At 31.1% G+C, this 6,309-nt stretch carries 5 protein-coding genes and 1 other annotated feature; all 5 genes read left to right on the forward strand.

Going from position 1 to position 6,309, the window contains the following annotated elements; genetic code table 11:
* Positions 1-885: asparagine--tRNA ligase (gene asnS, locus KHW44_RS05085; RefSeq protein ID WP_304066765.1), on the forward strand; the 885-nt coding region annotated here is incomplete at its 5' end.
* A gap of 47 nt (positions 886-932) precedes the next feature.
* Positions 933-1,113 (forward strand) — a binding site (T-box leader).
* A 37-nt stretch (positions 1,114-1,150) separates the two neighbouring features.
* Positions 1,151-3,559 carry a leucine--tRNA ligase gene (gene leuS, locus KHW44_RS05090; protein ID WP_304066768.1) on the forward strand — a complete coding sequence of 803 codons (2,409 nt, stop codon included), beginning with the start codon at positions 1,151-1,153 and terminating at the stop codon, positions 3,557-3,559.
* A 106-nt stretch (positions 3,560-3,665) separates the two neighbouring features.
* Positions 3,666-4,073: an Rrf2 family transcriptional regulator gene (locus tag KHW44_RS05095; RefSeq protein ID WP_154271170.1), complete on the forward strand. Its 408-nt coding sequence runs from the start codon at positions 3,666-3,668 to the stop codon at positions 4,071-4,073.
* A gap of 2 nt (positions 4,074-4,075) precedes the next feature.
* On the forward strand, positions 4,076-5,263 hold the full coding sequence (locus KHW44_RS05100) for an AI-2E family transporter (protein WP_154271169.1): 1,188 nt from the start codon (positions 4,076-4,078) through the stop codon (positions 5,261-5,263).
* A gap of 10 nt (positions 5,264-5,273) precedes the next feature.
* On the forward strand, positions 5,274-6,309 hold a 1,036-nt coding region (gene alaS, locus KHW44_RS05105), incomplete at its 3' end, for an alanine--tRNA ligase (protein ID WP_304066778.1).

Below are 6,309 nucleotides of genomic sequence, written 5' to 3' on the forward strand. Positions count from 1 at the left end.
GCTGGAGAAATGTTCAGAGTTACAACATTAGATTTAGATAATATTCCAAAAGATGACGATGGAAATGTTGATTTTTCACAAGATTTCTTCTCAAAATCTACTAACTTAACAGTAAGTGGTCAATTACAAGCAGAAGCTTATGCATTAGCATTTAGAAATGTGTATACATTTGGACCAACTTTCAGAAGTGAACACTCTAATACTCCTAGACATGCTGCAGAATTCTGGATGATGGAACCTGAAATATGTTTTGCTGACTTGGATGATGTATGTAATTTGGCTGAAGATATGGTTAGATATATCATAAAAGATGTTATGGAAAATTGTGAAGAAGAAATAAAATTCTTCAACAGTTTTATAGACAAGAACTTAATTGAAAGATTGACAAAAGTTGCAAACAAATCATTCAAAAAATTAACTTACACTGAAGCTGTTGAAATTCTACAAAAATCAGGAGAAAAATTCGAATATCCTGTTGAATGGGGAATGGATTTACAAACAGAACACGAAAAGTATTTGAGCGAAAAAGTTGTAGATGGTCCAGTATTCGTTACTGACTATCCAAAAGAAATCAAGGCGTTCTACATGAGACTTAACGACGACAACAAAACAGTTGCAGCAACAGACCTTTTAGTTCCAGGAATTGGTGAATTAATTGGTGGAAGCCAAAGGGAAGAAAGATACGAATTGTTAGATAAGAAAATGGATGAATTAGGATTCAACAAAGAAGAATACAAATGGTATCTTGATTTAAGAAAATACGGTGGAGTTAAGCACGGTGGATTTGGATTAGGTTTCGAAAGAATGGTAATGTATATGACAGGAATGTCAAACATAAGAGATGTCATTCCATTCCCAAGAACTGTTGGACATTGTGAATACTAATATTGAATTTAATTCTGTGATGTGATATCATAGTAATAAGTTTTTATAATAATATTTGAATAAAAGTAGTAAATAATTAAAAAATTTCAGAGAATTGATGGTTGGTGTGAATCAATATTTGAGATTATTGAACTTGTTTATTAATAGAATATTCGTATATCTGCGTTAAAGATTTGAGTGGGATTAACCAATAAGAGTGGTACCGCGGAATTTTATTTCGTCTCTTCTATGTAAGAGGCGAATTTTTTATTATTTGGAGGTAAAAATGGATAGATATAATCCGAATTCAATTGAGAAAAAGTGGCAAAAATATTGGGAAGAAAACAAAACTTTCAAGACTTCTGATGACAAGTCAAAAGAAAAATTCTACGCATTAGTAGAGTTTCCTTATCCATCTGGACAAGGACTACACGTAGGTCATCCAAGACCATACACTGCATTGGACATCGTTTCAAGAAAAAGAAGAATACAAGGATATAATGTTTTATATCCAATGGGTTGGGATGCATTTGGACTTCCTACAGAAAATTTTGCTATTAAAAATAAAATAAGACCAGAAATTGTTACTGAAAACAACATCAAAAACTTCAAAAGACAAATGCAATCAATAGGTTTTTCTTTTGATTGGGACAGAGAAATAAATACAACAGACCCACACTACTATAAATGGACTCAATGGATTTTCATCCAAATGTTTAAAAAAGGACTTGCTTACAAAAAGGAAATGCCAATTAACTGGTGTCCTTCATGTAAAACAGGACTTGCAAATGAAGAAGTAATTAACGGTCACTGCGAAAGATGTGGCGGTGAAGTAATCAGAAAAGTTAAGAATCAATGGATGCTTAAGATTACTGAATACGCTGATAGACTTATAGATGATTTAAAAGATGTCGATTATTTGGATAGAATAAAATCGCAACAAATAAACTGGATTGGAAGATCATACGGTGCAGAAATTAATTTTTCAATAAAAGAAGTTGACGAAAAAATTACTGTTTTTACAACAAGAGCAGATACTATATTTGGTGCAACTTACATGGTTATTTCAGTTGATCATCCTTTAATTGAAAAATATAGCGCTCAAATTAAAAACATCGAAGAAATCAGAAGTTACAGACAAGAAGTTGCTAAGAAATCGGAATTAGAAAGAACGGATTTATCTAAAGAAAAGACAGGATATAAAATTGATGGATTGACAGCGATTAATCCTTTGACTAGCAAAGAAATTCCTGTTTATGTATCAGATTATGTATTGATGACTTATGGAACAGGTGCTATTATGGCAGTTCCAGCGCACGATGACAGAGACTACGAATTCGCTAAAAAATTCAACATCGAAATGATTCCTGTAATTGAAGGATCTGACATAGAAAATTCTGCATTCACTGAAACAAATGAAGGAAATCTTATTAATTCTGAATTTTTAAATGGTTTGAGTGTAGATGAAGCAAAAGAAAAAATGTATGAATACATTGAAGAAAAAGAAATAGGTCACAAGAAAACAAACTACAAATTGAGAGACTGGGTATTTTCTAGACAAAGATATTGGGGAGAACCAATTCCATTGGTTTACTGTGAACATTGTGGATGGGTTCCTTTGGAAGAAAAAGATTTACCACTAGTATTGCCTAAGGTTGATAATTATGAACCAACAGATAATGGAGAATCCCCACTATCAAATATAGATGAATTTGTTCATACAAAATGTCCAAAATGCGGTAGAGATGCTGTAAGAGAAACTGATACTATGCCACAATGGGCAGGATCTTCTTGGTATTATTTGAGATATACTGATCCACACAACGACGAAGCGATAGCAAGTAAAGAAAACTTGGACTATTATGTTCCAGTTGACTGGTATAACGGCGGAATGGAACACACTACACTTCACTTATTGTATTCAAGATTTTGGCACAAATTCTTGTATGATATTGGAGTAGTTCCTACAAAAGAACCATATATGAAGAGAACTAGCCATGGAATGATTTTAGGTGACAACAACGAAAAAATGAGTAAGTCTCGTGGTAATGTTGTAAATCCGGATGATATCGTCAGAGATTTTGGTGCAGATACTTTGAGATGCTATGAAATGTTCATTGGAGATTTTGAAAAATCAGCTCCTTGGTCTGAAAATGGTGTTAAAGGTTGCAGAAAATTCTTGGATAAAGTTTGGAGAACGCAAGAATTAGTTGATGGAGATTCTAATTTTGAAAAAATGGAAACTTTGGTTCATCAAACTATTAAAAAAGTTTCAGAAGATTATGAAAACTTGAAATTTAATACAGCAATCGCTCAACTTATGACATTATTGAATGAATTCAACAACTTAGATAAAATTTCCGAAGAACAATTCAAGATATTCTTGATATTATTAAATCCAGTTTGTCCTCATATCACAGAAGAAATTTGGCAAAGAATGGGATATGAAGGATATGTTCACGAAGCTAGTTGGCCAGAATATGACGAATCGAAAACTATTTTGGATGTAATAGAGCTTCCTATCCAAGTAAATGGTAAGCTAAGAGCAACTGTAGAGATATCTAGAGATGCTTCTGAAGATGAAGTTTTTGAAAAAGCTATTGCAGATGATGTTGTAGCAAAATATCTTGAAGGCAAAAACGTAGTTAAGAAAATTTATGTAAAAGGTAGAATTTTTAATATAATTGTAAAATAATTTTGGTAATAGTAGATTGAGTTTTCTTAATCTACTATTATTATTGCAATAGGATATTTACACAACTATTTTACTATGATAAAATTTATCATAAATAGGAGGGCTTATGAGATTATCTACGAGAGGAAGATATGGACTTGCGGCTATGATATATTTAGGCAAAAAATATGGAGATAATCCAGTTAGTTTGAATGAAATATCTAAAGCCACAGGACTGAGTAATAATTATTTAGAACAACTTATACGAGAATTGAAAAAACAAGATTTAGTGATTTCAGTTAGAGGTGTACAAGGCGGTTATTTATTGAAAAAATCTCCAAAAGAAATTTCAGTAGCTGAAATTTTGGAGTGTTTAGAAGAATTTTTTGGAGTGACAGAATGTTCTGCAGTTTCCGGACTTTGTTCAAGAGAAGACACTTGTCCATCTAGGCTTATTTGGACTCAAATGCACGATGATATGATTAACAGCATTAAAAACGTGAGTTTGCAAGATTTAATTAGCAAAGAGAAATAGATATGCTTATTAGTTCTGAATTTTTGCGTAACGCTTTAATATTTATAACTATTATTTTCATGGTTTTTGGAACTTATTTTCTAATTACTGTGGGAAATAGTAAAGTAGACGAAAAATACAAAATTGTATTTAATTTTCATAAAATAAAAAAGACTACCATATTAATACTTATATTGCTAGGAATTGCAGCTTTATTTTCAAAATATCCAATCATATATCATACAATTAATACTTTATTGATAGGAATAGTGCTTTCATATATTATAAATCCTTTGGTAAAACATATTGAAAACAAAGGAGTTAAAAGGTCAATAGCTATTTTAATCATTTACGTTATAGTAATCCTTTTGATTATTTTATTGGGGATGATTGTTGTTCCACAAACTATACAACAAATTAAAAAAATGATAATAAGCTTACCTGGCTTTATGTCGGATATATCTGTGAAATTAAATGCTCTTAACAATAAAATATTTAAGGAATATCCGAATGTTAGCAAAATTATGTCCAACGCAATGCAAACAATTAATCAAAAGCTTGGAACTATCCAAACTTCAATATTGGACAAATTATCCCAAACAGGAAATGTTACGGGAAATATATTTAGTAATTTACTTAGAATTGTTTTAGTTCCAGTTGTAAGCTTTTATATGCTTTTAGATAAAGAAAAATGCATTGACTTTATAATGGGATTCATACCAAATGAGAATAAAGATAAATTTTTTAATATATGTTCTGATATGGATAAAGCTTACAGTGAATTTATTCGTGGCAGATTGATTATGGCGATTTTTGTGGGAGTATTGACTGCGATTGCCTTAATCATTATGAAAGTCGATTTTGCAATTATAATTGGAATACTTACTATGGTAGGCGATATTATTCCATATATTGGTCCTTTTATAGCGGTTACTCCAGCTTTTATTTTGGCTTTTTTGGACAGTCCATTAAAAGCAGTAGTTGTAGTAATTGTGTTCGTTTCTATTCAATGGGTTGAAAATAATATTCTAGCTCCTAAATTATTAGGTTCAAAAATTGGAATTAATCCATTGTTAGTAATTGTTAGTTTGATTATAGGTGGAGGAATGTTTGGAGTTGTAGGTATGATTCTTTCAGTTCCATTCGTTGCTACAGTTAAAATATTATATTTACATTTTAAAGATAAGATTAAAATGTTTTTTAAAAATTAGTGAGGTTATAATGAAAGATTACGGTTTAAATGAAATTAGAAAAAAATTCTTAGATTATTTTGGGGAAAGAGGACATCTTGTTATCAAATCATTTCCTCTTATACCACAAGATGATAAAAGTCTTTTACTTATAAATGCTGGAATGGCACCTTTGAAAAAGTATTTTACAGGTGAGAAAAAATTAAAAAAAGACAGGGCAACATCTTCACAAAGATGTATCAGAACAGCAGATATTGACGAAGTAGGAAAAACTCAAAGACATGGTACATTTTTTGAAATGCTTGGTAATTTCTCTTTTGGAGATTATTTCAAAAAAGAAGCCATTACATGGGCTTGGGACTTTTTAACAAATGAATTAGAAGTTCCAAAAGATATATTGTGGATAACTGTATATGAAGAAGACGAAGAAGCTTATAATATTTGGGTAAATGAAGTAGGAGTAAGTCCAGAAAGAGTTGTTAAATTAGGAAAAGCTGATAACTTCTGGGAATTAGATCAAGGACCTTGTGGACCATGTTCTGAAATTCACGTAGACAGAGGATTTGAATTTGATCCTAGAGAAGATGCAAAACCAGGTGATGAGGGCGAAAGATTCTTGGAAGTATGGAATTTGGTATTCACACAATTTAACAAAACTGCTGACGGAAAATACGAAAGAATTGCTCATCCAAATATAGATACTGGTATGGGTCTTGAAAGAATTACAATGGTCTTGGAAAATGCTGATAATATTTTTGAAATAGGACTTGTAAAAGATATAATCAAAACTATTGAAGAAATTTCAGGCGTAAAATACAAAGAAAATCATCAAAACGACGTATCAATCAGAATTATTGCTGACCATGTTCGTGCTATGACATTTTTAATATATGATGGCGTTATTCCAAGCAATGAGCAAAGAGGATATGTTCTAAGAAGACTAATAAGAAGAGCTTGTAGACACGGAAAATTGTTGGGAATAAACGACAGTTTTATAGAAAAAGTTATAGATTCTTGCATTAAAGTTTATGAATCTGGATATCCTGAATTAAAAGAAGAAAGAGATA

Origin of the sequence: Finegoldia magna (assembly GCF_018371055.1) — a bacterium.
GTDB lineage: Bacteria > Bacillota > Clostridia > Tissierellales > Peptoniphilaceae > Finegoldia > Finegoldia magna_I.